This window comes from Microbacterium paulum (genome assembly GCF_015707995.1).
GTDB classification, from domain to species: Bacteria; Actinomycetota; Actinomycetes; order Actinomycetales; family Microbacteriaceae; genus Microbacterium; species Microbacterium paulum.
This window is the reverse complement of the sequence record NZ_JAAGRY010000021.1, coordinates 18,846-43,828: the sequence shown is the minus strand read 5'-3', so window position 1 is coordinate 43,828 and position 24,983 is coordinate 18,846. Positions and strand designations below refer to the sequence as shown.

Genomic DNA, 24,983 nt, shown 5'->3' with positions numbered 1-24,983 from the left:
GGCGGCGGCGCACGGCGACGCCGCGCGAGAGGCCGTAGCCCCAGCCGGCGACGCGGGCCTTCGCGAACCCGAGGAGGGCCGGGGTGAGGGTGATCGCGACGAGCACGGCGACGGCGACGGCGGCCGCGGCCGCGATCCCCATCGTGGTGAGGAACGGGATCCCGGCGAAGCCGAGGCCGATCAGTGCGATGAGCACCGTGACGCCGGCGAAGACGACGGCCGATCCGGCGGTGCCGGTGGCGCGGGCCGCCGACTCTTCGGGGTCGGTGCCGGCGCGCACCTGGTCTTGATGTCGCGCCACGATGAACAGGGCGTAGTCGATGCCGACCGCGAGCCCCAGCATGATCGCGAGCATGGGGGTCGTCGACGAGACGGTCGCGAAGGCGGTGGAGAGGAAGATCAGCGTGATCGCGAGCGCGACGCCGATCAGGGCGCTCACGAGCGGGAACCACGCGACGACGAGCGAGCGGAAGGTGACGATCAGCACGAACAGTGCGACGAGCACGCCGATCACCTCGACGATCGAGAGCGCGGGCAGCGACGTCGAGAACAGGTCGCCTCCGACCGCGACCTGCGATCCTTCGGGAAGGGCCGCCCGCAGCGACGTCGATTCGTCTTCGAGGGCGGTCTTGGTCGAGGCCGGCACATCGGTCACGGTGCCTTCGAACTGCAGGCGGATGAGCGCCGCTTGGCCGTCGTCCGACACCATGCCGCTCACGGTGTCGCCGAACGGATCGGTGACGGCGAGCACCCCGTCGAGTGTGCCGAGGCTCGAGACGGCCGTGCCGATCTCGCCCCGGTAGGGCTCGTCTTCGATGCTGTCGCCGGGGGCGGCGACGATGACGAACTGCGCGCTCGTGCCGCTCGCCTGAGGGAAGGTCCGGTTGAGGATCTTCAGTCCCTCTTCGCCCTCGGTGCCGGGGATCGAGAACGAGTTGTCGAAGCCCTTGATGCCGCCGGTGGCCATGCCGACGCCGACCGAGCCGCCGACGACCGCGAGCAGCAGCAGCCAGCCGACGAGCACTCGCCACGGGTGACGGTAGGACCAGCGGCCGAGGGAGTATAGAAGTGTGGACACGGGCGCTCCGAGAGAGAGGGTTCAGAAGAGTTCGATACAGCGCTGTATCCGATACATAGATGTATCCTAAGAGCGTCGGCCCGTGCAAGTCTGGGGAGTCGATGTGAAAATGACCGAAGAGGAGGCGCCGTGACCGATGTGACCAGCCGCGCCGGCAGCCGTCGCCGCGAACAGACGCGCGCGCGCCTGCTCGACGCCGCTCATGAGGTGTTCGCCGAGGTCGGCATGGATGCCGCGTCGGTCGAGATGATCTGCGAGCGCGCCGGCTTCACCCGGGGCGCGTTCTACTCGAACTTCGAGTCGAAGAACGAGCTCTTCCTCGCGCTCATCACCCAGCTCGCCGAAGAGAAGCTCGATGAAGTGGCGGTGCGTGTGCAGGGGCTCGCCCCCGACGCCGTGACCGACATGAGCGACCTCGTGCGTCAGGTCTCGGGTGCTTCGCTCGGCGAGCGCCTGGAGCCGCAGCTGATCAGCGAGATCCGCACCCAGGCGCTCCGCGACCCGTCGCTCGCGGCGGCTTATCTGGCGTGGCAGGGCGCGATGCGCTCACGGGTCGAGGGCATCATCTTGCACGTCGTGGATGCCTACGGCTTGCGCCTGCGCCTGCCGGTCGCTGAAGCCGCGCAGCTGCTCGTCGACGTCTCAGACGACACGTGTGCGCGCGCCACGATCGAGGGTCGATCGAGCGAAGAGATCACGGAGCGGATGAACGATCGTCTCGAGCGCCTGGTCGGCGTGCTGGTCGAGAACCCCCGCGCCGTCGGCTGACCGACCGCTCGACCGGCGGTGCCCCGCCCGCCCTCAGCGCGCAGTGCGCGGCTGCGCGCGCACGTACTGCGGCGGCCACGGCGCCGCCGCGGGGTCGCCGAGTTCGGTAGCCGCGCGCAACGCGAAATGCGGGTCGCGCAGCCACTCGCGCCCCGCGAGGATGACGTCGGCTTCGCCGGCGACGAGGATCTCCTCCGCCTGCGGACCCGAGGTGATCTCGCCGACCGCGCCGACGGCGACGCCCGCCCCCGAGCGCACCTCGGCAGCGAGGGCGACCTGGTAGCCCGGGCCGGTGACGATCCGCTGGTGGGCGACGAGACCGCCGCTGGAGATGTCGAAGAACACCGCGCCGCGCTCGGCCGCCCACCCGGCGACGACCGCGGTCTGTGCGGCGTCCCAGCCGCCGTCGGCCCAGTCGCTCGCCGAGAAGCGCACGGTCAGGGCCGCGCTCGGCGCCGCCTCCCGCACCGCGTCGACGACGCGCAGCAGCAGCCGGGCGCGGTTCTCCAGCGAGCCGCCGTACTCGTCGGTGCGCGTGTTCGACAGCGGGGAGAGGAACTGGTGCAGCAGGTAGCCGTGCGCGGCGTGCACCTCGAGCAGCGCGAACCCCGCGGCGACGGCCCGCGCCGCGGCCGCGGCGAAGGCATCCACCACCGCGTCGATGCCCGCGGCGTCGAGCGCGACGGGCTCGTCGAACCCCTCGAAGGCGATCGCGGACGGGGCCACCGTCTGCCAGCCGCCGTCCGACGCCGGCACCGTTCCGCGTTTGCCGGTGAGCGGCGACCAGGTCGACGCCTTGCGGCCGGCGTGCGCGAGCTGGATGCCGGGGACGGCGCCGCGGGCGGCGATCGCGGCCGCGATGGGGGCCCAGGCATCCCGCTGCGCGTCGTTCCAGAGGCCCACGTCTTCGGGCGAGATGCGCCCTTCGGGCAGCACCGCGGTCGCCTCGGCGATGACGACGCCGGCCCCACCCGAGGCGAACTGCGCGAGGTGCACGTGGTGCCAGTCGTTCGGCACGCCGTCTGCGGCGGAGTACTGGCACATCGGTGCGACCCACAGGCGGTTGCGGGCGGTCAGCCCGCCGAGCTCGATCGGCGTGAACAGCAGGCTCATCGGGGGCCTTTCGACGGGGACGGGCGGGGGTAGGGTGACGCCATGGCGCTCGAGTGGACGGCGGAGCACGCGGCGGGCGTTCTGAGGATGCCAACGGCCTCGGACGACAAGTATTCCCGGGGCGTGCTCGGCGTGCGAACCGGGTCGGAGCGCTACCCGGGCGCCGCGGTGCTCGGCGTCGAGGCCGCCCACCGCACGGGCCTCGGCATGGTGCGCTACCTCGGCCCCGAACGCCCCACCGCGCTCGTACTCGCCCGCCGCCCCGAGACGGTGACGGCGGACGGCCGCGTGCAGGCGTGGCTCATCGGATCGGGCACGGATGCCTCGGAGCGCCGCGCCGCCGAGACGCGCGCCCTCCGCGACCTGCTCGCGGGGGAGGTGCCGGTCGTCGTCGATGCGGGGGCGCTCGATCTCGTCGCAGACGCGCCCGGCGGCGCACCGTGGCGTGCGCCCGTCGTCGTCACGCCGCACGATCGCGAGCTCGCGCGGCTGCGCGATGCCGCCGGGCTTCCCGCTGTCGACCTGACCGAGCCGGGCGTCGACCGCACCGCCGCCGCCGTCGACACCGCGCGCGCCCTCGGCGTGACCGTGCTGCTGAAAGGCGCGCGCACGGTCGTCGCGACCCCTGCGGGTGTCGCCCGCACGGTGACGAGCCCGACGCCCTGGCTCGCGACGGCGGGTACCGGTGACGTGCTCGGCGGCATCCTCGGCGCGCTCGTCGCGGGAGCGGCGGGGGCGGCGGAAGCAGGAGAAGAGGCCAGCGCGCTCGACGTCGAGGCGCTCGGTGCGCTCGCCGCGACGGCGGCCTTCGTGCACGGCCGGGCCGCCGCGGCCGCATCGGAGGCGCGCGCGGGGGGACCGATCACCGCGCTCGACGTCGCCGAGGCCGTGGCATCCGTCATCGGAGCGCTGCTGCACCGCTGACACCGCGCTCCGCCCGCCCGACACGCGCCTCTCTAGGATGGGGTGGTGCCCCGTCGGACTGCGCTGTGGATCGCCTTCGCGTTCGTGCATGTGCTCGTCGCCTGGCTCGGCTTCGCTTTTCCGAACGAGCCGATGGGCGATGTCTACCGCGTCTACGAACCGTGGTCGCTGCAGGCGCTCGACGGCCGCGGCATCGTCGGCATCACCGAGGCGTGGGTCTACCCGCAACTCGCCCTCGTGCCGATGGTGCTCGCCCACGCCTTCGCCCCGATCGCCGGCTACACCGTCGGGTGGGCGATCTTCGTGACCCTCGTGGATGCCGCGGCGTTCGCCGTGCTCGTGGGGCGGGCGACCTCGATCTCTCGTCGCACGGCGGCCTGGTTGTGGCTCGCCTACATCCTGCTGCTCGGCCCCGTCGGGCTCTATCGGCTCGAGGCGGTGACCGTCGCGCTCGCGATCGTCGGATGCCTGTGGCTCGTGGGCCGGCCGTGGGCGGCGTCGATGCTGCTCGCCGTCGCCGCGTGGATCAAGGTGTGGCCCGCGGCGCTGCTGGCCGCCGCCGTCATCGCCGTGCGCCGCCGCGGCGCGATCATCGGCGGAGCCGTCGTCGTCACCGTGCTCACACTCGGCGCCGTCGCGCTCGCGGGCGGTGCGGGTTACGCGTTCGGGTTCGTCGGCGAGCAGACCACCCGCGGTCTGCAGGTCGAGGCGCCCATCGCGACCCCCTATCTGTGGGGCGTGCTGCTCGGGCGCCCCGGCTTCTCGGTGGCGTACTCGTTCGACCTCCTCACCTTCCAGGTCACCGGCACCGCGGTCGACGCGGTGATCGCGGTGATGACCCCCGCCCTCGCTCTCGCCATGGCCGCCGTCGCGGGTCTCGGCGTCGTCAAGGCGGTGCGCGGCGTCTCGTTCGCGGCGTTGTTCCCCCCGCTCTCCCTCGCCCTCGTGCTCGGCTTCATCGTGTTCAACAAGGTCGGCTCGCCGCAGTACCTCGCCTGGCTCGTGCCGTCGGTCGTCATCGGCATCGTCGTGCAGCGGCGCGTATGGGCGGGGCCCGCCGCGCTCGCGCTCGTCGCCGCCGCGCTGACGCAGCTCGTCTACCCGCTGCTGTACGCCGGCATCCTCACCCCCGAGCCGGTCGCCGTCACGGTGCTGACCCTCCGGAACCTCGTCACGAGCGCCCTGTTCGTCTGGATGGTCGTGCGGGTCGCCCGGCTGCCGGCACCCGCACGCAGGCGGCAGCACGTCGAGGTCGCCGCCGCCGAGGCATCCGCCTGAACGATCCCGCCCGGCATCCATCCGACCCGACCTCTGGAGGTCACCATGCTCATCGCCTTCTCCGTCGCCCCCTCCGGCGCCCCCAGCGACCCGGCGCGCGCCGGCCTCGACGAAGCCGCAGCGGCCGCCGAGAGCGCCGACGGCTCGGTGCACGACGCGGTGGCCGCCGCCGTGCGGGTCGTGCGCGCCTCGGGCCTGCCGCACCGCACCACGTCGATGTTCACCGAGGTCGAGGGGGAGTGGGACGAGGTGTTCGCCGTCGTCAAGGCGGCGACGGAGGCCGTCATGCCCTTCGGTTCGCGGGTCTCGCTCGTGTTGAAGGCCGACATCCGGCCCGGACGCACCGGCGAGATCGACGGCAAGATCGAACGCCTCGAGCAGGCGATCGAATCGATTCAGCCGACCGACTCGTAGCGGCCCTCGGGGGTTCGAGGCGCCGGTAGCATTGCCCGGTGACCTCCGCGACCCGTTCGACAGTCTCGAGCGGATCGCCTGGCACGGCGAGGCTCGCGCTCCTCTCGCTCGCGATCGGCTCGTTCGGCATCGGCATGACCGAGTTCGTCGTGATGGGCCTGCTGCCGCAGATCTCCGCCGACCTGCTGCCCGCCCTCTCTGCGACCGACCCCGACGCCGCGATCGCGCAGACCGGCTGGCTCATCTCGTTGTACGCGCTCGGCGTCGTCGTCGGGGCGCCGACGATCGCGGCATCCGTCGCCAAATACCCGCGGCACCGCGTCATGCTCGCCCTCGCCGCGGCGCTCGCCCTCTTCAACGCGCTCACCGTCGTCATGCCGACGTTCGAACTCGTCGCCGTCTCGCGCTTTCTCTCCGGCCTGCCCCACGGCGCGTACTTCGGGATCGGCGCCCTCGTGGCATCCGACGTGCTCGGCCCGGGCAAACGCGCGCAGGGCGTCGCGTTCGTGCTCACCGGTCTCACGCTCGCGAACGTCGTGGGGGTGCCGCTCGGCACCGGCCTCGGCCAGCACTTCGGCTGGCGCGTCGCGTTCATGATCGTCGCGGCGATCTTCGCCCTCGCGGCGGTGCTCATCGCCTTCTTCGTGCCCGCGCACGCCGGCGACCCCGGGCGCACGCTGCGCGCAGAGCTCGGCGTCTTCCGCATTCCGCAGGTGTGGCTGACGCTCGGCATCGGCGCGATCGGCTTCGGCGGCTTCTTCGCCGCCTACAGCTACATCGCCTCGATCGTGACCGAGGTGGCTGGCAGCCCCGCCTGGGTCGTGCCGATCGTGCTCGTCGTGATGGGCGTCGGCATGACGATCGGCAACCTGCTGGGCGGCCGGCTCGCCGACCGCGACCTGCGCCGCACGCTCCTGCGGGGCCTCGGTGTGCTCGCGATCGTGCAGGTGCTGCTCGCCCTCACGTGCGGCTGGATCGTCACGCTCGTGGTGTTCGTCTTCGCGGTCGGCGTGGTCTCGTCGGTGCTGAGCCCGTCGATCCAGACGCGCCTCATGGACGTCGCCGGCGACAACCAGTCGATCGCCGCGGCCCTCAACCACTCGGCCCTCAACATCGGCAACGCGACCGGGGCCGCGCTCGGCGGCGCCGTCATCGCCGCCGGGTTCGGGTTCGTCGCCCCGGTGTGGGTGGGCGCGGCGCTCGCCGCCGCGGGGCTCGTCATCGCACTCGCGAGCTTTCGCGCCGACGCGCGGCGACCGGCGGCGGTTCTCGCGTAGCGTCAGCTCTCGAGCAGGCGGCGCAGGTGCGCGCCGGCGGCGGCGGTCTCTATGAGGAAGCCGTCGTGGCCGAAGTCGCTCGAGAGCACGACCGTGTCGTCGTCGATCGTCGAACGGATGCCGCGGAAGATGCGCTCCTGCCCGTCGACCGGGAACAGCCGGTCGCTGTCGATGCCGAGCACGAGCGTGCGGGCCGTGACCTGCGCCAGCGCGTCTTCGACGCCGCCCCGACCCCGACCCACGTCGTGCGAGTTCATCGCCTCGACGAGGGTCAGGTAGCTGTTCGCATCGAACCGGCGGGTGAACTTGTTGCCGTGGAAGTCGAGGTAGCTCTCCACGGCGAACCTGCCGCCGCCGCCGAGCGGGCTCACGCCCGACTGCCACGACCGCTGAAAGCGCAGATTGAGCTCGGTCGGGCTGCGGTAGTTCAGCAGCGCCATGCGCCGCGCCAACGCGAGGCCGCGGTGCGGACCCTCGCCGTCGGCCGCGTCGTAGTAGTCGCCGCCCGCGAAGCGCGGGTCGATGCGGAGGGCCTCGAGCTGCACCGAGTTGAGCGCGATCTGGTCGGCGGTCGTCGTCGGGGGAGCCGCCAGCACCGCGAGGCGCTCGACGCGATCCGGCAGCCCGACGCCCCACTCCAGAGCGTGCATGCCGCCCATCGAGCCGCCGATGACGGCCGCCCACCGCTCGATGCCGAGACCGTCGGCCAGCAGGGCCTGCGCCGCCACCTGGTCGCGCACCGTGAGATACGGAAAGCGCGGCCCCCATTCGCGCCCGTCGGGGCCGATCGAGGCGGGGCCGGTCGAACCCTGGCATCCGCCCAGCATGTTCGGGGCGACGACGAACCAGCGGTCGGTGTCGATCGCGGCTCCCGGTCCGATCACCTCGCCCCACCAGCCGTCGGTCGGATGCCCCGGGCCCGCCTCACCACGCACGTGACTGTCGCCCGTGAGGGCGTGCAGCACGAGCACCGCGTTGTCGGCGGCCGGGTTCAGCTCGCCCCACGTCTCGTACGCGAGCCGCGCGAAGGGGAGCCCCTGACCGTTCTCGGTGCGGAACGCCCCGAGCGGAGCGAAGCGTCGCCCGCCCGCGGGGTCGCCGTCGCGCCAGGCCCCACTCGCCGGCGGGCGCGCGCGCAGCAGGCGCGCGTCGGCCTCGGAGATCGGCGCCGACGGCACCGTGTCTTCAGAGGTCTGCCAGTCCATGGCATCCATTCTCGTGGGTGCGCGCGTGCCGCACCCGTGTGTTACGCGTCACGAACTCCGCAGGAACGCACGAACTCCGCACCTGATCGCGCGATCGGGTGCGGAGTTCGTGGCTATCTGCGGGGCTTGTGACCGCCGCGGGCGGAGCGGGGCGGATGCCCGGACGAGCGCGGCTCAGGCGCGGGCGGCCTCCGAGACCTTGCGCGCGGCGGCGAGGGCCTGTTCGAGGTCGGCCTTCAGATCTTCGACGTTCTCGAGACCGACCGACAGGCGCACGAGGCCGGGCGTGACGCCGGCGGTGAGCTGCTGCTCGGGCGTGAGCTGCGAGTGCGTGGTCGAGGCCGGGTGGATGACGAGCGAGCGCACGTCGCCGATGTTCGCCAGGTGGCTGAACAGGCTCAGCGAGTTGACGAACTCACGGCCCGCCTCGACGCCGCCCTTGAGCTCGAACGACAGCACCGCGCCGACGCCCTTGGGCGCATAGCGGTTCGCCGCGGCGTACCACGGCGAGGTCGGCAGCCCCGAGTAGTTGACCGAGGCGATGTCGTCGTGGTTCTCGAGCCACTCGGCGATCTCCTGCGCGTTCTGCACGTGGCGCTCGATGCGGAGCGACAGCGTCTCGATGCCCTGGATGAGCAGCCACGCGCTCTGCGGCGAGATGGCGGCGCCCAGGTCGCGCAGCAGCTGCACGCGCGCCTTGATGACGTAGGCGAGCGGGTCGCCGACCGCCTGCGTGTACACGGCGCCGTGGTACGAGGGGTCGGGTGTGGTGAGGCCGGGGAAGCGCTCGGCGTGCTCGGTCCACGGGAAGGTGCCGCCGTCGACGATGACGCCGCCGATCACGGTGCCGTGGCCGCCGAGGAACTTCGTCGCCGAGTGCACGACGATGTCGGCGCCGTGCTCGAACGGGCGGATGAGGTACGGCGTCGCGATCGTGTTGTCGACGATGAGGGGCACGCCCGCCTCGTGGGCGACGTCGGCGACGGTGCGGATGTCGAGCACGTTGATCTTCGGGTTGCCGATCGTCTCGGCGAAGAAGAGCTTCGTGTTCGGCTGCACGGCGCGGCGCCACTCCTCGGCGTCGTCCTGGTTCTCGACGAACGTCACGTCGATGCCGAGCTTGGCGAGCGTGTACTTGAAGAGGTTGTACGTGCCGCCGTAGATCGACGACGACGAGACGATGTGGTCGCCCGCTTGCGCGATGTTCAGCACCGCGAAGGTCTCGGCCGCCTGGCCCGAGGCGACCAGCAGCGCACCCGTGCCGCCCTCGAGCGCGGCGACGCGCTGCTCGACGACATCCTGCGTGGGGTTCTGGATGCGGGTGTAGATGTTGCCGAACTCGGCGAGGGCGAAGAGGTTCGCGGCGTGGTCGGCGTTGTCGAACACGTACGACGTCGTCTGGTAGATCGGGGTGGCGCGCGCCTTGGTGACCGGGTCGGGCGCCGCGCCGGCGTGGATCTGCGTGGTCTCGAAGCGCCAGCTCTCGGGTGCGGACATGTCGGTCTCCTGCGGGTTTTCGGGTGGTGGTCGGCGGCGGATGCCGGGGCCACGACCGAGAGTACGTTTCCGCCCCCGCTGTCAACAACGGTCGGGACATGTGACGTCACAATCGCGGCGCCCGGCGAGGCGGGTAGCGTGGGGCCATGACGACGAGGCGCGCAGTGGTGACCGGGGCCAGTTCGGGGATTGGCGAGGCGGTGGTGCGCGCGCTCCGCGCGAGCGGGTGGGACGTCCTCGGCGTCGCACGCCGCGCCGAACGGCTCGCGGCGCTGGATGCCGAGGTCGGCTCGCGCTCGTTCGCCGCCGATCTCACGAGCGAGGCCGACGTCGCGGCGCTCGCCGCCCACGTGGCATCCACCGGCGATGTGCACGCCCTCGTGCACGTCGCGGGAGGGGCGCGCGGCACCGACCGCGTCGAAGACGGATCGCCGGAGGATTGGCGGTGGATGTTCGAGGCCAACGTGCTCTCGACGCAGCTCGTGACGGCGGCGCTGCTGCCGCTGCTGCGTGACGGCATCCGCGCCGGCGGCGGCCACGCCGACACGCTGTACGTCACCTCGACCGCCGCGCAGACGGCCTACCCCGGCGGCGCGGGCTACAACGCGGCGAAGGCGGGCGAGGCGATGCTCGTGCACGCGCTGCGGCTCGAGCTGAACGGCGAGCCGATCCGCGTCACCGAGGTCGCGCCGGGCATGGTGCACACGCCCGAGTTCACCCTCAACCGTCTCGGCGGCGACCGCGCCTCGGCCGAGCGGGTCTACGACGGCGTGGAGAGCCCGCTCGTGGCGTCCGACGTGGCCGACGTGATCGCGTACGCGCTGAACGCGCCCGGCCACGTGAATCTCGACCTCGTGACGATGCGACCCGTCGCGCAGTCGGCGCAGCACCTGCTCGCGCGCGGCGAGCTGCGCCCGCGCGACTGAGCCTGGCTCAGGCGGCGGGCGCGTCGGCGAACGCGACGCGGGGCACGAAGAACAGCAGCAGCGCGGCGAGGAATCCGCCGGCCGCGCAGATCGCCCACACCGTGAGATAGCCGCCGAGCGACGCCGCGGTCTGGCTCGCCACCGCGCCGGTGCCGGCGGCGAGCACGACCCCGAACACCGCCGACGAGAACGTGCCGCCGATGGTCTTCGTCGTGTTCGTCAGCGCCGAGGCGATGCCGGTCTGACTTGTGGGTGCGGCTGCGGCCGCCGCGGCGGGGAGCGCTCCGACGAGCGCGCCGCAGCCGAGGCCGGCGATCGACAGGTTCAGCAGCACCTGCCAGAGCTCGAGGTGGAACGGCAGGAAGAGCGCGTAGCCGATGCCGACCAGCAGCGCCGCCACGATCAGCACGACGCGCGGGTTCGCCTTGCGCGAGGTCACCGCGAACAGCACCGCGCCGATGATGAGCGAGACCAGGTAGATGCCGATGAGGTACGAGCGCTCGGTGGCATCGAGCCCCAGGCCGTACCCGAGAGAGCGGTCGGTGCCGGCGTAGGTCGACAGCGGGCCCTGCGCGCCGAGCAGGCTGATGCCGACGAGGAACGCCGTCGCCTGCACGGGCCACATCTCGGGGCGGCGGAGCACACGGATGTCGATCGCGGGGTCTTCCTGCGCCAGCTCGTAGCGCACGAACCACACGAACACCGCGATGCCGGCCGCGACGAGCGCGATGACCCACCACCAAGCCGCCGGGCCCAGGTGCAGCTCGCCGATCATGCGCATCCAGGCGAGGCCGCCGGTCACGAGCAGCAGCCCCCACGCGAGGATGACGAAGCCCCACGTGTCGAGCGTGCGGCCCTGCTCGGGCGTCGATTCGGGCACGAACAGCCAGATCACGACGGCGATCAGGGTCACCGCGACGGCGGGCACGATCATCGTCGTGGTGAGGTCGGCGGTCGCCGCGAAGATGCGCCCGGCGGCGAGGGCGCCGACGATCGCCCCGGCCTGCAGGCCGACGACGAGCAGACCCGCCGCGCGCCGGGTCGTGGAGACGCCGTGCTGCCGCCGTCGACCGCGCTCGAAGATGAGCGCGATCTCGAGCGGCAGCCACACGACGTAAAAGCCCTGCAGCGCCCACGCGGCCAGAAACGACCAGAACGACGTCGCGAACGCGAGCCACCACGACGCACCCGCGGTGAGGATCGCCGCGATCAGCAGGATGCGCTTGTGGCCGTACATGTCGCCGAGCTTGGCGAGCACCGGCACGACGAGGGCCGACAGCAGCAGTTGCGCCGCCTCGAACCAGTTGACGTCGGAATCGTGGATGCCGAGCGACACGACGATGTCGCTGAACAGGGGCACGTAGAAGCCCTGCAAGATGCCGCTGACGAACTCGACGAGCACGAACCACCCGATGAGGGCCGCCGTCACCCCCACGGCCGAGGAGCGCAGCGACGCAGTCGCAGTGGAGAGGGAACTCGGTGTCGGCGTCTGTGGCACGGCGCTCAGTATATGGGTCGCCCGCGGGCGGTCTAGGTTGGAACAGTGACGCATGAAGACGAGGCCCCGGACCGCGAGATCCTCACCTGGAGCGGCTTCGGTGACGCCACCCGCGCACTGTCGCGCGCCATCACCCGGGACGGGTTCGCGCCCGAGGTGGTCGTCGCGATCGCACGGGGCGGCCTGCTGCCCGCCGGGGCCATCGCCTACGGCCTCGGGGTGAAGAGCTGCGGCGCCCTCAACGTCGAGTTCTACACCGGCATCGGCACCGTGCTCGAGGCCCCGGCGCTGCTGCCGCCCGACCTCGACCTCGGCTACCTGCCCGGCAAGCGCGTGCTGCTCGTCGACGACGTCGCCGACAGCGGGCGCACGCTCGCGCTCGCGGTGCAGATGCTCATGGATGCCGGGGCGCAGGTGCGCTCGGTGTGCATCTACACCAAGCCCGGCTCGATCGCCTCGCCCGACTACTCGTGGCGCGAGACCGACCGATGGATCGACTTTCCCTGGTCGGCGCGCGGCACGGTCGTCGAAGAGGATGCCGGGGTGTCGCCCGACGAGGCCAGCGCCTGATGGCGATGACCCTCGACGAGCTGTCGGCCGCGGGTCTGATCGACCCCGGCTGGGCGGCGGCGCTCGAACCGGTCGCCCCCGACATCGCCGCCCTCGGCGAGCGGCTCCGCGCCGAGACGGCCGCAGGTCGGCACTACCTGCCCGCCGGCGACCGGGTGCTTCGGGCGTTCGCCCGGCCCCTCGCCGAGGTGAAGGTGCTCATCGTGGGGCAGGACCCCTACCCGACGCCGGGGCATCCGATCGGCCTGTCGTTCGCCGTCGACCGTCACGTGCGGCCCCTGCCGCGGAGCCTCGGCAACATCTATCGCGAGCTGAACGACGACCTCGGCATCGCGCCCGCCGCCCACGGCGACCTGTCGGCGTGGAGCGATCAGGGGGTCATGCTGCTCAACCGCGTGCTGACCGTGGCGCCCGGCGCCCCCGCCTCGCACCGCGGGTGGGGGTGGGAGAAGGTCACCGAGCACGCGATCCGCACGCTCGTCGCGCGCGACGCCCCGCTCGTCGCGATCCTGTGGGGGCGGGATGCCGCGAACCTTCGGCCGCTGCTCGGCGACACCCCGATCGTCGAGTCGGCGCATCCGTCGCCCCTCTCGGCGAGCCGCGGTTTCTTCGGCTCGCGGCCGTTCTCGCGGGCGAACGCGCTGCTCGTCGAGCAGGGCGCGCCCGAGGTCGACTGGCACGTGGATGCCGGCGGCATCGCCGCTGCGGATGGCACCGATGCCGGCGGCGTAGGCTGACGCGCATGCTGGAGGAGGAGTACGAGAAGACGCGTCGGCGGCTGCCGGCGCACCTGCGCCGCGCCGAGAACGAGCGCCCGTTCTCCTACGAGATCCGCCCGGTCCGCGACGCGGACGTCCCCGACATCCGGGAGATCTACAACCACTACGTGACGAACTCCGTCGTCACCTTCGACGAGAAGAAGTGGACCCTCGCGCAGTGGCGCGAGAAGGTCGCGCACCTGCGCAGGCTCGGCATGCCGTTCCTCGTCGCACAGTCGCCGTCGGGCCAGGTGCTCGGCTACGCGCTCGTGCAGCCCATGTCGTCGAAGTCGGCGTACCGCTACAGCGTCGAGAACTCGATCTACCTCGGGCAGGCGGCGACGGGGAAGGGCCTCGGCCGCGCACTGCTCGAGGCGCTCATCGCGGCGAGCGAGGCGGCGGGCATCCACCAGATGGTCGCGGTGATCAGCGACAAGGGCGCCGAATCGTCGATCGCGCTGCACGAGAAGCTCGGCTTCGTCGAGGTCGGCCGGATGGGCCGCGTGGGGTTCAAGTTCGGCCGCTGGCTCGGCACGATCTACCTGCAGAAGCAGCTGAAGCCGGTGAAGCGCAAGCGCGGACTGTTCGGGCGCCGCCCGGCCGAGGAGCGCTGACCGGATCCAGGCGGCGCCGTCTGGATCAGTCCGAGGCCTCGCGCGCGGAGGCCGAGCGCACCGCGTCGATCAGCGTGCGCCAGGGGCCGACGGCGTCCGACTCGGCGAGGTCGGCCTGACGCTCCGCGCCGCGCACCCGCGCCGACAGGCGATACGAGAACCGGTCGGCGCCGCGAGGGTTCGACGCCGAACTCGCCGACGCCGAACCGCAGTCATCCCACGGGCAGGCCTCGACGAGCGCGATCCAGGGGCCGGCGTCCGCGGCATCCACGTCGACCGCCCACGTGCGGCGAAGCCCCGCGAATCCGCCCGAGCGCACGACCCTCACGGCGACGGTGGGCTCGTCGCCCGGGGCATCGTCCTCCGTGCGTTGCCGGTCAGTTCCCTCTGCCACCGTTCGTCACGCCGACGGCGCTCCACGCGGTGCGCACGGCGGCGGCCTCCTCCGAGTCCTCACCGTACTCCGCGGCGGCGACCTGTGCGGTCGCCTCGGCGAACCGGGCGAAGTCGGCGGTGTGGGGCAGCGAGCCGCCCGTCACCGTGAGGTACCAGATGCGGCCCGCCCGCTCCCAGGCGTGGCCGCCGAGCGCGACCGCGACGAGGTGGAACGCCTTGTTCGGGATGCCCGAGTTGATGTGCACGCCCCCGTTGTCCTCGGTGGTCTCGACGTAGTCGCGCATGTGCGCGGGCTGCGGGTCGCGGCCGAGCACGTCGTCGTCGTACGCGGTGCCGGGCGCCTTCATCGACCGCAGCGCCACGCCCTGCACCGCCGGGGTGAAGATGCCCGCGCCGATCAGCCACGACGCCTCCGCCGCGGTCTGGCCGCGCACGTGCTGCTCGGTGAGGGCGCCGAACACGTCGGCGACCGACTCGTTGAGCGCCCCCGACTGCCCGGAGTACTCGAGGCCGCCGGAGTGCTCCACGACGCCGTGGCCGAGCTCGTGCGCGATGACGCTGATCGAGTCGGTGAACCCCGTGAACACCTCGCCGTCGCCGTCGCCGAACACCATCCGCTCGCCGTTCCAGAACGCGTTGTCGTACTTCTCGCCGTAGTGCACGGTGGCCGCGAGCGTGCCGCCGACGCCGTCGATGGATGCCCGGGCGACGGCATCCCAGAAGAAGTCGAACGTCTCGCCGAGGCCGTCGAAGGCCTCGTCGACCGCGGCGTCGCCGGTGGCGGGATCGTCATCGCCGCGCACGCGCACCCCGGGCAGCTGTTCGCGGTGCTGCGCGTCGGAGATCACCCGGTCCGGCGCCGGTGACCCCTCGACGACCAGGGCGTCGCCCTCGACCGACACGTCGAGGTTCGCGCGGGTGCGGCCCCGGTGGTAGGGGCGGGGCGCGGCGAGGGTCGCCCGCGCGGCCTCGGCGGCGCCGGCGAGGTGCGGCGACTCGGCGTCGGCGAGCCGGGCCAGCAGGTAGGGAGGGACGATCGCGTGCATGGCGTCACCCTACGCCCCACCCTCCGACACCGGCCCCGACCTCGTCGCCGGCTCGGTCGCAGGACCGGTGGGGCTGCCGTGCGCGTGTCGGCCTCACGAGACGAATCCAGCCCCACCGGTCCGACGACTGGGGGCGCCACGCGGCGCCCGACGGGGCGGTTCAGGTCTGCGAGGGGCCGATGACCGGGATGGATGCCAGCAGCCGCCGCGTGTACGCGACCTGCGGCGCGAGCAGCACCTTCTCGGTCGGCCCCTCCTCGACGATGCGGCCGTCCTTCATCACGATCACCTCGTCGCAGAGGCTCTGCACGACACCGATGTCGTGCGACACCATCACGAGCGTGAACCCCTGCGTGCGGCGCAGGTCGCGCAGGAGCTCGAGCACCTGCGCCCGCACTGTGACATCGAGCGCCGAGAGCGGTTCGTCGCCGACGAGCAGGCGCGGCCGGTGCACGATCGCCCGGGCGAGGGCGATCCGCTGCCGCTGACCGCCGGAGAACTCGTGCGGGTAGCGGGTCGCCATCTCCGCCTCGAGGCCCACGTCCTCCAGCACCTCGCGCACGCGCGCGCGCCGCTCCGCGCCCGGCGTGAGCACGCCGAGCGCCCACAGCGGCTCGCCGACGATCCGGCCGATGCTCATGCGCGGGTCGAGCGACGCGTACGGGTCTTGGAACACGATCCCGGTCTCGCGTCGCAGCCAGTGCAGCGAGCGGGCGCCGGCGCGCGCGTCGACCGGTCGGCCGTCGAAGGTGACGGTGCCCGAGGTCGGGGCGTCGAGCCCCAGCAGGATGCGGACGAGCGTCGACTTGCCCGACCCCGACTCGCCGATGATGCCCAGCGCCGAGCCCGTGCGCACATCGATGTCGGCGTCGTCGAGGGCCGTCGTCGTGCGGGAACGCTCGAACAGACCGGTGCCGCGCTGGCGGAACGTGCGCCCGAGTCCGCGCCCCCGGACGAGCACGTCGTCGAACCCCGAGTCGCCAAGGCCGCCGGGCCCGACCGGCTCGACGGGCTCCACGTCGGGCGTCATGCGAGGCCTCCCGGCTTCCAGAGCGTCGCGGTCGCGTCGCGCAGCAGCCCCTGCGTGATCGGTGAGGCGGGGGCGGTGAGCAGGCGCGACAGCGGTCCGTGCTCGATGACGCGTCCCTCGTCGAGCACGACGGCGTGGGTCGCGACCTGCGAGAGCACGGCCAGGTCGTGCGTGATGAACACGAGCGACATGCCGTCCCGCGCGACGAGACCGTTCAGCAGGTCGAGGATCTCGGCCTGGATCGTCACGTCGAGCGCGGTGGTCGGCTCGTCGGCGATGAGCAGGCGCGGCCGGCAGGCGAGCGCCATCGCGATCGCGACCCGCTGCCGCTGTCCGCCGGAGAGCTGGTGCGGATAGCGCTTCACGATCTGCTCGGGGTCGGGCAGGCGCACCCGCGCGGCCTCGGCGACGGCGCGGCGGGATGCCTCGCGCCGCGAGGCGCCCTCGTGGATGCGGATCGACTCGCCGATCTGCCGTCCGACGGTGCGCACGGGGTTGAGGGCGGTGCGCGGCTCTTGGAAGACGATGCCGATCTCGTCGCCGCGGAGGGTCGCCAGCTCGCGGTCGGGCAGTCCGATCAGCTCGCGGCCGTCCCACCGCACGCTCCCCGAGGCCGTCGCGCCCTCGGGCAGGAGTCCGAGGATCGCGAGCGCGGTGAGCGACTTGCCCGATCCCGACTCGCCGATGAGCCCGACTCGCGCGCCGTCGGGCACGTCGAACGAGACCCCGTCGACGACGCGGCTCCCGTCCAGCTCGACCACGAGATCGCGCACCTCGAGACTCACGAGACCACCGCCGGCTGCGGGATGTCGGAGCGGGTCGTGCGGGTGCGGCGCGAGAGGGTCGGGTCGGTCGCCTCGCGCAGTCCGTCGCCCAGCAGGTTGAGACCGAGCACCGTCAGCGTGATCGCGAGCCCCGGCCAGACGACGGTGAGCGGATGCACCGAGATGTAGGTCTGCAGGTCTTTCAGGAGGAGCCCCCAGCTCGGCTCGGTCGCCGGCGCGCCGAAGCCGAGGTAGCTGAGGCCCGCCTCGGCGAGCACCGCCACGGCCATGCCCCACGACAGCTGCACGATGAACACCGGTGCGACGTTCGGCAGCAGGTGCCGCCACAGGTTCTGCACGGGCGTGAGGCCCGACGCGCGCCCCGCCAGCACGAAGTCGCTGTGCAGCACGCGGCGGAGCTCGGGCCGCGTGACGCGGGCGATGTTCACGCCGAAGCCGATGCCGACCGACACGATCACGACCCAGAGCGAGCCGCCCCACACAGACGACAGCATCATCGCGATGAGGAGCACCGGGAAGGCGATCAGGATGTCGACGAGCACCGCGACCGACTCGCGCACCCACCGGGTGGTCAGCGCGCCGAGCGCCGCGAGCAGCAGCCCGAGGAGGGTCGCCACGACGCCGGCGCCGAGCGCGACCCACACGGTGGTGCGCGCTCCGGCCATGAGGAGGCTGAGGATGTCGCGCCCCGATCCGTCGGTGCCGAGCAGGTGCGGGATGCCCGGGGCATCCCAACGATTGGCGACGTCGACCCGCTGCGGGTCGAACGGCGTCCAGAACCGTGCGACGAGCGCGGTGAGCGCGGTCACGGCCACGACGATGATGCCGAACCGGCCCGTCGACAGCGACCAGAGCCGCGCGAACCACGAGGGACGGTCGCCGGTGCGACCGGTCTGCGCGCGCCGCCGGACCATCACTCCGCCTCCCGCTGCCGCGGGTCGATGACCCGGTGCACGAGGTCGACGACGAACCCGACGACCAGCACGAACCCGGTGAGCACGAGCAGCTCGCCCTGCACCTTGGGCAGGTCGCGGTTGCCGACATCGGCGACGAGCATCCGTCCGATGCCGGGCAGGCTGAACAGCTGCTCGATCACGACGGAGCCGACGATGATGCCGGCCACCTGCAGACCGAGCACCGTGATGATCGACAGCCCCACGGTGGGCAGGCCGTGCCGCACGAGCGCCTGATTACGGGTGAGCCCCTTCGCGGCGGCGGTGCGCACGAAGTCCTGCCCCGTCGCCTGCAGCGTCGCCGAGCGGACGAAGCGCATGAGCATCGCGCCCTCGATCACGCCGATGGTGATCGCGGGGAGCAGCAGCGAGCGGAACGCGAGGCCGGGGTCCGACCACCCGCTGCGCGGGAATCCCTGCGCGGGCAGCCAGCCGAGCCACACCGCGAAGACGACGACGAGCATCATGCCCGCCCAGACGACCGGCACGGCGGCGAGGGTCTGCGCGGTGACGTTCAGCGCGGTGCCGTCGGCGTGGCCGCGGCGCATCGCCGAGATCACGCCGAACGGCAACGCGACGAGCATCGCGATCGTCATCGCCATGAGACCGAGCGGGATCGTGACCTGCCCCTTCTGCACGAGCTCGTCGGCGACGGACGATCCGGTGAGCAGCGACGAGCCGAGGTCTCCCTGCAGCACCCCGCCGATCCACGCGGCGTACTGCACCGGCAGCGGGTCGTCGAGGCCCAGCCGGTCGCGGATGGCGGCGACCTGGTCGGGGGTGGAGTTCACCCCGGCGATGAGCTGGGCCACATCGCCGGGGAGAACCCGCAGGGTCATGAAGATGAGCGCACTGGCGACGAACAGGCCCAGCAGCAGCAGGGCCAGCCGCGTCAGCGCGTAGCGGATCACCCGTCTGCTAGCTCTGAGACGTGGCCAGCTCGGCCAGGTTCAAGCGCTCGTTGACGTTGACCGACGGGAAGCCGGTGATGTCGGTGCCGACGGCGACGACGGATGCCCCGTTGTACAGCCAGTCGGCGGCCTGGTCCTCGGCCACGATCCTCGCGGCCTGCTTCAGCAGGTCGGCCGACGTGTCGGGGTCGGTGGCACGCGTCGACTGCGCGTAGAGGTCCTGCACCTTCGGGTTGTCGTAGGTGAAGTAGTAGTCGGGGTTCGCCCAGTTCTCGAAGTCGCGGGCCTCGGTGTGCAGCACGAAGCTCAGCTCGTAGTCCTTGTTCGTGTAGACGTCGCTGATCCAGGTGGGGAACTCCACGTTGTCGACCTTCAGCGTGATGCCGACGTCGTGCAGATTCGACACGAGGATCTGCGACACGGTCGAGCCGTAGAACGCGGGGATCGTGAGGTTCAGCGTGATGTCCTCGGCGCCCGCCTCGGCGAGGAGCTTCTTGGCTGCGGCCGGGTCGAACGGCGCCGTCGACTCGAGGTCCTCGTAGCCGGGGTCGAGCTCGGGGATCGGACCGTACTGCGTCTGTCCGGCGCCGAGCGCCGCGACGATCGACTCCTTGTCGATGGCCTGACGGATCGCCTGGCGCACGCGCTTGTCGGCGAGCGGCCCCTTCGTCGAGTTCATCGCGAGCACGCCCTTGTCGGTCGACTTGCCGAGCACGAGCGCGAAGTCGCCGTTCGCCTCGACCTGGTCCTTGAGGTTCGCGTCGAACCCGGTCAGCACGTCGAGCTCGCCCGCGAGCGCGCCGCTGAGTGCGGCCTGCGTGTCGGGGATGAAGTCGAGCACGACCTCGGCCGCCTTCGCCTTGTCGCCCCAGTAGGCGTCGTTGCGCTTCAGGGTGATCGAGTCGCCCTGCTTCCAGTCGGCGAGGGCGTAGGGGCCGGTGCCGTTGGCGGCCGTCTTGCGGTCGGTCGTGTCGCCCTCTTTGAAAACGAGCCCGGCGCGGCCGGTGAGGTTCCACAGCAGCGTCGAGTCGGGCTCGCTGAGGGTCAGCACGATGTCCTGCCCGTTCGCGGCGATCGAGCTGACGCGCTCGAGGCGCGCCGAGTCGCGGTACGAGGCGTTGTCCTTGACCTGCTGCAGCGACCACACGACGTCGGCGGGGGTGAGCTCCTCGCCGTTGTGGAAGGTGACGCCCTCGCGCAGGGTGAAGGTGTAGGTGAGGCCGTCGGCCGAGACGTCGTGGCTGGATGCCAGGGTGTCGACGATCTCCTGGTCGGGGGTGCGCGAGACGAGGCCCTGGTACACGTTGTCGATCAGGATCTGGTCGAGCGCGGCGCCCGCGGTCTCGCGGATGTCGAGGTTGCCGGGCTCGGCGACGAGGCGCACCGCGATCGAGGCATCCGGGTCGGCGGACCCGCCCGACGAGGTGGGCGACGGCGACGTGCCGCCGGTGCAGGCGCTGAGCAGCAGGGCGCCGGCCGCGAGGAGCGCGGCAGCAGCGACGGTGGTGCGGCGAAGCATGTGAGGGGGTTCCTTTCGCAGGGCGGACGGGCGCGAATATGCTGTGGGCGCCGGTCCGCAGACTCGAGTGCGCCTTACAGCCTAGGCTCCCGGCGCGGTGCCCCGGTCATGATCGGCCGCGGCGTCGGTCACGATCTGTCACACGGTTCGTCGCGCCCCGTCGCACGGGTCGCCGAATCGCGCGTTCTCGCTCGCCGGACGGCCGGTCCGCTCACGCATCGGCGATGTCGAAGACGAGAGCCGCGAGCGGGGCCGGCAGCTCCTCCTGCACGTTGTGACCCGAAGGCACCGTGAGGACGGATGCCTGCGGCACGCGCGCCACGAAGTCGGCCGCGTCGCCCTCGGTGACGAAGCCGCGCTCGCCGCGCACGAGCGTGATCGGCACGGTGACCGCGGCGAGGTCGTCCCAGCCGGAGGCCGGCAGCGCGCCGCGGATCGCCTGCTGCTGCGCCTCGGCGCTCGCCGCGGCGGCGGGGTCGGCGGCGAGGGCGTTCGCGAGGTGCGCGAAATGGTGCTTCCACTCCACCCGGCCGTCGGGCCGCACGCGGGAGTTCTGGAAGACGCCCCGCGTCGCCGCCTCGCGCGTGCCGCCGAGCCCGAAGGCGAGGGCGCGGTCGACGAGCTCGTCGCGGCTCGCCCAGTCGGTGGGCCCCGCGAAGAACGCTCCGATCTGCGCGGCGTCGCCGTTCGGGTCGATGCCGGGGGTGATCTCGACGATCACGAGTGCCCGGACGAGCTCGGGATGCGTGGCCGCGAGGGCAGCGGCGGTGAGTCCGCCGAGCGACTGGCCGACGAGCACTTGCGGGGCATCCGTCCACTCCGCGAGCGCGGGGGCGATGTCGGCGGCGAGGGCGGGGCCCACGTATGCGGCGTCGGGTCGCCACGACGAGTCGCCGTGCCCGGGCAGGTCGATTGCGAGGGCGGGCAGGCCCAGCGCGAGCACGGTCGTGTCCCACGTGTGCGCGTTCAGGCCCGCGCCGTGCAGAAAGGTCACGACGGGCGAGGGGAAGGTGCCCAAGACGGCATCGCCGTACTGCAGAGCGCTGACGATGCGGCCGTCCGGCAGCGTGTGGGTGAGACGGCGGGCGGGCGGTGCGGCGACACCGAGTTCGGCGGCCTGCGCGGAGAGATAGGGGAACTCGGCATCCATCCCGCCATTGTGGTGCACGCCCGGGCCGTGCGGGCGCTGCCCGGTGAAATCCTGAGACCGCCCTTCGGAAGTGCGCGGCGCGGGCGCAATAGGCTGGGCGCATGACCACGGAGCGACGCGTGCACCTGTCCCGTTCGGCCCGGCCCGCGTACGACGCGCTCGAGGCGTTCGCGCAGACGGTCGGCACCCTCGCCGCCGAGGCCGGCATCGACGACCGGCTGAAAGAGATCGCGCTCATCCACACCTCGCAGCTCAACGGCTGCGCCTATTGCGTGCGCGTGCATGTCGACCGCGGAGTGGCCGCAGGGCTCACCGCCGACGAGATCGCCCAGCTCGCGACCTGGCGCGAGTCGGGCGTCTTCACGGCGCGGGAGCGCGCTGCGCTCGAACTCGCCGAGGCCTACGTCTACATCCACGAAGAGGGGGTCTCCGACGAGCTGTACGACCACGTCGGCGGCATCCTCAGCGAGCAGGAGTACGTCGCGCTCAGCTGGCTGCTCGTCTCGATCAACGCGTTCAACCGCATCACGATCGCGGGCAAATACCCCGTGCCGCCGCGGCGGGGGGAGCGGGCCGCGAGCGCTCCGTCATGACGCGTGCGGGCGTCGCGGTCGACGGTGCGCTGAACTTCCGTGATGTCGGAGGGCTCCCCGCAGACGGGGGACGCACCCGCAGCGGCGTGCTGTTCCGCTCCGGCAACCTCGCCCGCCTGTCGCCGGCCGGCCGCGGGGCGCTCGGCGAGCTCGGCGTGCGCCGCATCGTCGATCTGCGCGCCGACGACGAGGTCGCGTTCGAACCGAGCCGCCTCGACGGCCTCGACATCGAGACGCTCCGCGCGCCCCTCTTTCTCGGGTCGGCGGCCTCGTTCTTCGTCGACGACGTGCCGCTCGCCGAGATGTACCGCGCGCTCGTCGACACCGGTGCGCCGCGCCTGGTCGAGGTCGTGCGGGCCGTGATCGAGACCCAACCCGTGCTCGTGCACTGCACGGTCGGCAAAGACCGCACGGGCGTCTCGGTGGCCCTCATGCTCGCCGCGGTCGGGGTGGCGCGCGAGGCCGTCGTCGCCGACTATGCCCGCACCGAAGGGCTGCTGCCCCCCGAGCGGAACGCGCGCGTGCTCGCGCACCTGCGCCGCCTGCACGCCGAGGCCCGTCACCTCGACGAGCTCGCTACCCGCTCGCCCGCACCCGTGATGCGGGGCCTTCTCGACGAGCTCGATCTGCGCTTCGGGTCGCCCGCCGACTACCTGCGCGCCCAGGGCGTCGGCGACGACGAGCTCGCGGAACTGCGCCGCGTGCTCGTCGCCGATGCGTGACGGATGCCGCAGTGACGGATGCCGCGGTGACGGATGCCGGGGCGACGGATACCGGGCAACGGCACAGGTAAGGCTGGCCTAAACAAGGCGTATAATGGAATCATCATGACCGCGCTGACCGAGCACGCCGTCGCCCACGACGCCACCGCCTGCAAGGCATCCCGTCATGCGCGCGTGCAACAGCTCATCACTGCCGACGAGACCTCGCTCGTCGAGCTCGAGACCCTCATCGCGACCCTGCCGATCTGCTCGACCGGCCGGGTGTTCGTCGAGGTGCCCGACGACTCGTACATCTTCGACCTCGCCGTGCCGGCGCGCATGATCGTGACGTGGCTCGACCGCTCGCAGCGCACGGGCGACCCGGGAACAGGCCGTTCGTGCACCCCGGGGCAGGCGCTCGCACGCGCCGTGACGGCGTGGTCCGACGAGATGCTCTGCGCCGACGACACGTGCGCGGGCGGCACCCGCATCCACCTGCTCGGCGGCTTCCTCGGCACGGCCGACATCTTCGACCACCTGACCGGCGCCCTCGGCATCGAGGCGGCCGCGGTCGAGACTCCCGAGCGCTTCGGGCTGGCCGTCTCGCGCTGACGGCTCGCACCTGCCGCCGGCTTCGCGCCGGGGTTCAGCTGCCGCGCGGCACGTAGTTGCCGTCTTCGAGTCCGGCCATGATCTCGAACCGGTTGGTCAGCGGGTCGCGGCCGGCGACGAGATACAGCAGCGGCATAAGAAAGCCGTAGCGCCGCCACTGCCGCGCATGCACGGCCTCGTGCCGCAGCACCGTGTCGGTGACCGGCGCCGATCCCGTGAGATAGCACCCGCCGACGCACACGCCGCCGCGCCCGAACGCCCAGCCCGGCAGCCCGGTGAACACCCACAGCCCGGCGCGACGCGTGACACGGCCCGTCGACCAGAGTGCGCCCCACACCCAGCCGACCATCGTGCCCCACGCGTAGCCGAGCAGACTGATCGGCGAATCGAGCAGCACGGGCGGAATCCAGGCATCCAACGCCTCGCCGCGCGCGACGGAGCGCTCGGCCCGCTGCCGCCAGCCCGCCGGGGGACGCGCGATCACGCGAGCGCCCCGACGACCCGCAGGATCGTGCCGAGGTCGTCGACGGCGGCGCCCGCCGACGCGGGGGCGAAGCCCGCGATCGACCCTCCCACCAGGGGAACCCGCGCACGCACCGCCGCGATCGCCGCGACGAGCTGCTCGAGCGACAGGCCGAACGGCACCGGCAGGGCGACGCCCGTGATCACGGCGGGGTCGAGCACGTCGAGGTCGACGTGGATGTAGAGCGCGGTCGCCCCCGACGCCGTGACCGCGTCGGCGAGCGCCGCCGGGGCGGTCAGATCGGCGGGCTCCAGGTGCATCGGCGCACCCCGTCGCAGCAGGTCGCTCTCGGCGTCGTCGAGCTCGCGCGCTCCCGCGAGGAACACCCGCTCGGCGGGCACCGTGCCGGGCTCGGTACGCGATGCGGGCAGCGGCAGATCGTCGAACACGGCGCGCAGCGCCATGCCCGCGAAGGCGCCCGAGGGCGAGGTCGCGGGGGAGTGCAGGTCGCCGTGTGCGTCGAACCACACGACGGCGAGACCCTCGTGCGTCGCCGCGGCGTGCGCGATCGCGGGCACCGCGACACCGCAGTCGCCCCCGACGACGATCGCGGGTTCGTGGCCGGCCGCGCCCGAGGCATCCACGCCCTCCATCGCGAGCGCTTCGGTGACGGCGATCTCCACCCGCGCGAGCGTGGAGAAGCGGCGGATGCCGGTGTCGAGCGATTCGCCCGCCGACGGCGGCACCTCGACGCGCACGGTGCGGGCGCGCGGCAGGTCGCCGGCGATCGCCTCGGCACCGTCGACGAGGTGCATTGCCCGCGCGGCGGGCGAGCCCTGCCACTGCGGCACGACAACGAATCGGGTCATGGTGTCATCCTCTCGCCTCGCGGACGCCACGGCGG

General features: G+C 72.4%; 27 protein-coding genes. 12 read left to right on the top strand and 15 right to left on the bottom strand.

Going from position 1 to position 24,983, the window contains the following annotated elements; translation table 11 throughout:
* The coding region (locus G3N18_RS06970) for an MMPL family transporter (RefSeq protein WP_196383583.1) at positions 1-1,078 on the bottom strand (1,078 nt) is incomplete at its 3' end.
* A 129-nt stretch (positions 1,079-1,207) separates the two neighbouring features.
* Between G3N18_RS06970 and G3N18_RS06965 the strand changes: the two genes are divergently transcribed.
* On the top strand, positions 1,208-1,846 hold the full coding sequence (locus G3N18_RS06965) for a TetR family transcriptional regulator (RefSeq protein ID WP_196383582.1): 639 nt from the start codon (positions 1,208-1,210) through the stop codon (positions 1,844-1,846).
* 33 nt (positions 1,847-1,879) lie between these two features.
* On the opposite strand, the gene G3N18_RS06960 is transcribed toward G3N18_RS06965, so the two are convergent.
* The gene (locus G3N18_RS06960) at positions 1,880-2,959 is read right to left on the bottom strand and encodes an oxidoreductase (RefSeq protein ID WP_196383581.1); all 1,080 of its coding nucleotides are present in this window, start codon (positions 2,957-2,959) and stop codon (positions 1,880-1,882) included.
* A 42-nt stretch (positions 2,960-3,001) separates the two neighbouring features.
* Between G3N18_RS06960 and G3N18_RS06955 the strand changes: the two genes are divergently transcribed.
* From G3N18_RS06955 to G3N18_RS06940, 4 genes are read left to right on the top strand one after another with little or no spacing between them, the layout of a single operon-like run.
* Positions 3,002-3,883, top strand: coding sequence for an ADP-dependent NAD(P)H-hydrate dehydratase (locus G3N18_RS06955; protein WP_196383580.1), 882 nt, complete (start codon positions 3,002-3,004; stop codon positions 3,881-3,883).
* Positions 3,884-3,928: 45 nt separating this feature from the next.
* Positions 3,929-5,161 (top strand): hypothetical protein, encoded by a 1,233-nt coding sequence (locus tag G3N18_RS06950; RefSeq protein ID WP_338038350.1) that lies wholly within the window; start codon positions 3,929-3,931, stop codon positions 5,159-5,161.
* Between the two features lie 45 nt (positions 5,162-5,206).
* The gene (locus G3N18_RS06945; protein WP_196383579.1) at positions 5,207-5,575 is read left to right on the top strand and encodes a thiamine-binding protein; all 369 of its coding nucleotides are present in this window, start codon (positions 5,207-5,209) and stop codon (positions 5,573-5,575) included.
* 38 nt (positions 5,576-5,613) lie between these two features.
* Positions 5,614-6,852 carry an MFS transporter gene (locus G3N18_RS06940; protein ID WP_338038349.1) on the top strand — a complete coding sequence of 413 codons (1,239 nt, stop codon included), beginning with the start codon at positions 5,614-5,616 and terminating at the stop codon, positions 6,850-6,852.
* A gap of 2 nt (positions 6,853-6,854) precedes the next feature.
* Here G3N18_RS06940 and metX read toward each other — a convergent pair whose 3' ends face one another.
* Together metX and G3N18_RS06930 are read right to left on the bottom strand one after the other, a co-directional pair.
* Complete coding sequence (gene metX, locus G3N18_RS06935; protein WP_196383578.1) at positions 6,855-8,057, bottom strand: homoserine O-acetyltransferase MetX; 1,203 nt, start codon at positions 8,055-8,057, stop codon at positions 6,855-6,857.
* A gap of 174 nt (positions 8,058-8,231) precedes the next feature.
* Complete coding sequence (locus G3N18_RS06930; RefSeq protein ID WP_196383577.1) at positions 8,232-9,554, bottom strand: bifunctional o-acetylhomoserine/o-acetylserine sulfhydrylase; 1,323 nt, start codon at positions 9,552-9,554, stop codon at positions 8,232-8,234.
* A gap of 146 nt (positions 9,555-9,700) precedes the next feature.
* On the opposite strand from G3N18_RS06930, the gene G3N18_RS06925 reads away from it, so the two are divergent.
* The gene (locus G3N18_RS06925; protein ID WP_196383576.1) at positions 9,701-10,480 is read left to right on the top strand and encodes an SDR family oxidoreductase; all 780 of its coding nucleotides are present in this window, start codon (positions 9,701-9,703) and stop codon (positions 10,478-10,480) included.
* Positions 10,481-10,487: 7 nt separating this feature from the next.
* Here the strand turns inward: G3N18_RS06925 and G3N18_RS06920 are convergent, their stop codons facing one another.
* Positions 10,488-11,987 (bottom strand): MFS transporter, encoded by a 1,500-nt coding sequence (locus G3N18_RS06920; RefSeq protein WP_420827083.1) that lies wholly within the window; start codon positions 11,985-11,987, stop codon positions 10,488-10,490.
* Positions 11,988-12,023: 36 nt separating this feature from the next.
* Between G3N18_RS06920 and G3N18_RS06915 the strand changes: the two genes are divergently transcribed.
* The 3 genes from G3N18_RS06915 to G3N18_RS06905 are packed head-to-tail and all read left to right on the top strand — an operon-like array spanning position 12,024 to position 13,920.
* Positions 12,024-12,548, top strand: coding sequence for a phosphoribosyltransferase (locus G3N18_RS06915; RefSeq protein WP_196383574.1), 525 nt, complete (start codon positions 12,024-12,026; stop codon positions 12,546-12,548).
* Positions 12,548-13,285, top strand: coding sequence for a uracil-DNA glycosylase (locus G3N18_RS06910; RefSeq protein ID WP_196383573.1), 738 nt, complete (start codon positions 12,548-12,550; stop codon positions 13,283-13,285). Before G3N18_RS06915 ends, G3N18_RS06910 begins: the two co-directional genes overlap by 1 nt.
* A 5-nt stretch (positions 13,286-13,290) precedes the next feature.
* A complete protein-coding gene (locus G3N18_RS06905) occupies positions 13,291-13,920 on the top strand; it encodes a GNAT family N-acetyltransferase (protein WP_196383572.1) in 630 nt (209 codons plus the stop codon).
* A gap of 25 nt (positions 13,921-13,945) precedes the next feature.
* On the opposite strand, the gene G3N18_RS06900 is transcribed toward G3N18_RS06905, so the two are convergent.
* The 8 genes from G3N18_RS06900 to G3N18_RS06865 all read right to left on the bottom strand — a co-directional run bounded on the left by G3N18_RS06900 (position 13,946) and on the right by G3N18_RS06865 (position 21,710).
* On the bottom strand, positions 13,946-14,314 hold the full coding sequence (locus G3N18_RS06900; protein WP_196324743.1) for a protealysin inhibitor emfourin: 369 nt from the start codon (positions 14,312-14,314) through the stop codon (positions 13,946-13,948).
* Positions 14,298-15,362 (bottom strand): M4 family metallopeptidase, encoded by a 1,065-nt coding sequence (locus G3N18_RS06895; protein ID WP_196383571.1) that lies wholly within the window; start codon positions 15,360-15,362, stop codon positions 14,298-14,300. Before G3N18_RS06895 ends, G3N18_RS06900 begins: the two co-directional genes overlap by 17 nt.
* Before the next feature lie 160 nt (positions 15,363-15,522).
* Positions 15,523-16,392, bottom strand: coding sequence for an ABC transporter ATP-binding protein (locus G3N18_RS06890; RefSeq protein WP_196324745.1), 870 nt, complete (start codon positions 16,390-16,392; stop codon positions 15,523-15,525).
* A complete protein-coding gene (locus G3N18_RS06885) occupies positions 16,389-17,177 on the bottom strand; it encodes an ABC transporter ATP-binding protein (RefSeq protein WP_141381241.1) in 789 nt (262 codons plus the stop codon). The genes G3N18_RS06890 and G3N18_RS06885 overlap by 4 nt, the downstream gene beginning before the upstream one ends.
* Positions 17,174-18,091: an ABC transporter permease gene (locus tag G3N18_RS06880; protein WP_141381240.1), complete on the bottom strand. Its 918-nt coding sequence runs from the start codon at positions 18,089-18,091 to the stop codon at positions 17,174-17,176. Before G3N18_RS06880 ends, G3N18_RS06885 begins: the two co-directional genes overlap by 4 nt.
* Complete coding sequence (locus G3N18_RS06875) at positions 18,091-19,041, bottom strand: ABC transporter permease (protein WP_141381239.1); 951 nt, start codon at positions 19,039-19,041, stop codon at positions 18,091-18,093. Before G3N18_RS06875 ends, G3N18_RS06880 begins: the two co-directional genes overlap by 1 nt.
* A 7-nt stretch (positions 19,042-19,048) precedes the next feature.
* Positions 19,049-20,560 (bottom strand): ABC transporter substrate-binding protein, encoded by a 1,512-nt coding sequence (locus G3N18_RS06870; protein ID WP_196383570.1) that lies wholly within the window; start codon positions 20,558-20,560, stop codon positions 19,049-19,051.
* A 211-nt stretch (positions 20,561-20,771) separates the two neighbouring features.
* Positions 20,772-21,710, bottom strand: coding sequence for an alpha/beta fold hydrolase (locus G3N18_RS06865; protein WP_196383569.1), 939 nt, complete (start codon positions 21,708-21,710; stop codon positions 20,772-20,774).
* Positions 21,711-21,811: 101 nt separating this feature from the next.
* On the opposite strand from G3N18_RS06865, the gene G3N18_RS06860 reads away from it, so the two are divergent.
* From G3N18_RS06860 to G3N18_RS06850, 3 genes are all read left to right on the top strand, one after another.
* Positions 21,812-22,303: a carboxymuconolactone decarboxylase family protein gene (locus G3N18_RS06860; protein ID WP_196383568.1), complete on the top strand. Its 492-nt coding sequence runs from the start codon at positions 21,812-21,814 to the stop codon at positions 22,301-22,303.
* On the top strand, positions 22,300-23,025 hold the full coding sequence (locus G3N18_RS06855; protein ID WP_196383567.1) for a tyrosine-protein phosphatase: 726 nt from the start codon (positions 22,300-22,302) through the stop codon (positions 23,023-23,025). Before G3N18_RS06860 ends, G3N18_RS06855 begins: the two co-directional genes overlap by 4 nt.
* 105 nt (positions 23,026-23,130) lie before the next feature.
* Positions 23,131-23,616 carry an SIP domain-containing protein gene (locus G3N18_RS06850; RefSeq protein ID WP_196383566.1) on the top strand — a complete coding sequence of 162 codons (486 nt, stop codon included), beginning with the start codon at positions 23,131-23,133 and terminating at the stop codon, positions 23,614-23,616.
* Between the two features lie 34 nt (positions 23,617-23,650).
* Here G3N18_RS06850 and G3N18_RS06845 read toward each other — a convergent pair whose 3' ends face one another.
* Together G3N18_RS06845 and G3N18_RS06840 are read right to left on the bottom strand one after the other, a co-directional pair.
* Positions 23,651-24,100, bottom strand: a complete 450-nt coding sequence (locus G3N18_RS06845; RefSeq protein WP_196383565.1) for a Fe-S oxidoreductase — start codon at positions 24,098-24,100, stop codon at positions 23,651-23,653.
* Positions 24,097-24,948: an arginase family protein gene (locus G3N18_RS06840; RefSeq protein WP_196383564.1), complete on the bottom strand. Its 852-nt coding sequence runs from the start codon at positions 24,946-24,948 to the stop codon at positions 24,097-24,099. Before G3N18_RS06840 ends, G3N18_RS06845 begins: the two co-directional genes overlap by 4 nt.
* Positions 24,949-24,983: the final 35 nt, after the last annotated feature.